This is a genomic window from Mycoplasma zalophidermidis, from assembly GCF_024742155.1.
GTDB classification, from domain to species: Bacteria; Bacillota_I; Bacilli_A; order Mycoplasmatales; family Metamycoplasmataceae; genus Mycoplasmopsis; species Mycoplasmopsis zalophidermidis.
In genome coordinates, this window is sequence record NZ_JANSFS010000012.1 from 1 (window position 1) to 2,376 (window position 2,376).

At 26.1% G+C, this 2,376-nt stretch carries 1 protein-coding gene and 1 pseudogene; both read left to right on the forward strand.

All coding sequences use genetic code 4. The annotated features are described in order from the left end of the window. Window positions 1-249: pseudogene (locus NW238_RS03580) on the forward strand (site-specific DNA-methyltransferase); the annotation flags it as partial. Next, on the forward strand, window positions 230-2,376 hold a 2,147-nt coding region (locus NW238_RS03585; RefSeq protein WP_258451852.1), incomplete at its 3' end, for a DEAD/DEAH box helicase family protein. The pseudogene NW238_RS03580 and the gene NW238_RS03585, both read left to right, overlap by 20 nt.

Consider the following 2,376-nt stretch of genomic DNA (forward strand, 5'->3'; position numbering starts at 1 on the left):
GAATCATTTAAATGACTAGAAAAGAATAAACCTTATAAGCAAAATCTTAATGTTTTTAACATTGAATATTTTGATACAAAACTTTTCGATGACAATGTTAATAATGAATTAATCAAGCAAACATTAATTGACGAATTACAAGACAATGGAATCACAACATTCACAAAATTTGAAAAGCAACTTTATTTTGACTTAATGTCTTTAAAACCTCTTGATACTGATAAGGAAAATGAAAATGGCGGCAATTAATTTATCGGATGTCCAAGCTAGAGCAGTTAAAGAATTAGTTGAAAAATGTGATTTAAATAATAAATCATCGATTTATTTTAAAGCGCCCACCGGTAGTGGTAAAACATTCATGATTGCTAATGTAATTGATCGATTAATTAAATTACATGGTAATAAGCAAAAATTATTTTTTATTATTGCAACTTTATCTTCTGGCGAATTGCCTAAGCAAATGGAACAAAATTTAAATGAATACAAACATGTTTTATACTCGATTAGAAATATTGAAAGAATTGAATCGCCTAGTATCAATAAAACTAAGAATAAAGATTATGAACCAAGATTAGTTTTAGAACAAAATAAAGTAATGATTTTTGGGGCTTCAACCTTTGGAAAAGGAAGAATCCTTACAGAATATAATTACTTGGAAAACTTTATTGAAGAGATTAAAAATGAAGGCTATAAATTAATCTATATAAGAGATGAATCGCACCACGGGGGTGAGGTTAAAAACAATTTTCTTGATATTGATAGAAATGACTTAAAAAATAAAGATCAACAAAATGAAAAGCATTTTGAAGCCTTGATTCAAAAAGCTGCTCAATATATTATTAAGATGACAGCTACACCGCCGAGAACTCAAAATCAAGTAGTAATAACCGAAAAAGAATTACAAACAGATTCAATTAAATTAATTAAAACAGAAGCAAAAAGAAATGATTTTAAAGTTGATAAATTCTTAGAAGAAATTAGCGACTTTGATTTATTGCAAAAAGCATGTGAAAAATTCAAAGAAATCAAAAAAGCATATGGCAATGCTGAGTTAGAACCATCATTAATTAATATTCATCCAGCAATGCTAATTCAAGTAAAAGACAAAACAGAAAAAGACGAAAATTTTGAGCAAAACATAAAAGAAATTATCAAAATACTTGAACAAAATAATTTAACTTGGGTTAAATATTTCAGCGGGGATAAAGTAGATCAAAATACCAGTAGTATTAAGGAAGAAGTTTCTCTAAAAAAGATATCTAGAAATAATTCTGGTGTTGATTGCATTATTTTTAAAGTAGGTCCAGCCACTGGTTGAAATATTCCAAGAGCGTGTATGCTTGTTCAATTAAGAAATGTTTCGTCTGAAAACCTAAATATTCAAACATTGGGAAGAATAAAAAGAAATCCTAATCCTAATTATTTTGTTGATAATGATGATCAATTGTTTGAAAATTCAATTGCAAATAAATATTGGTTTTATTCAAACTTTGAAGAAAAGAAAAGAGAATGAAGTTATTATGAATTGCAGGAGAAATGAAAGCAAGATTATAATGGCTTAACTTCATTTTATAAAGGAAGTATAAATAAAAATTTATTAAAAAAGGTATCGAATACTAATGCATATAATGATGAACTTATTGGTGTTTTATCCAAAAAAGAAATCCTTGAAGAATGTAATGCACTTCAACAGCATTTTAGGGAATATCATTATTTAGCTCCCAAAGCGGAATTATTGAAAAACGATAAAAATGAAAACTTTAGAAAAATTAATGATCAAGATAAAATAACCAATTCAATTGAATTAGAGTTATATATTGAAAATTTTTTAGATACAAACAAAACTTATTTTATTGACGCAACAAAATTCAAGATTAATGGTTGAATAAAATCAACATTTTTAGACGACCCAAATAAACCTGAATATATTTCGGCTAATTTGGTTTGGTTTGTAATCTCGTATCTTTACATTAGTCAAATTAAACAAATTCATAAAGAACAAATGAATAAATACAAAAAAACCGTACAAGAAAAAGAATTTATATTATCTAAACAAAATTCATTACCAGGCAATGAGTATCAATGAATAAATAGTGACTTACATATTGCATTCGACAATGAATTCGATGAAGTGAAATTAAATTACGCTTATCAAAATACATATTTTGTTAACGAAAAAGAAAAATATAAACACTATTTAGATAGCCATAATGAAGAAATTATTTTAAACGCATTAAAAAATGTGTTTAAAGAAAAATACAAGAATGATGCTGAAGATTTTTATAATAAAGTAAAAATTTGAACTAAAAACCCAACCTTAAACGGCGTAAATTATGAATACTATAGTAAAGATTATGATATTAAAAACTCATTCCC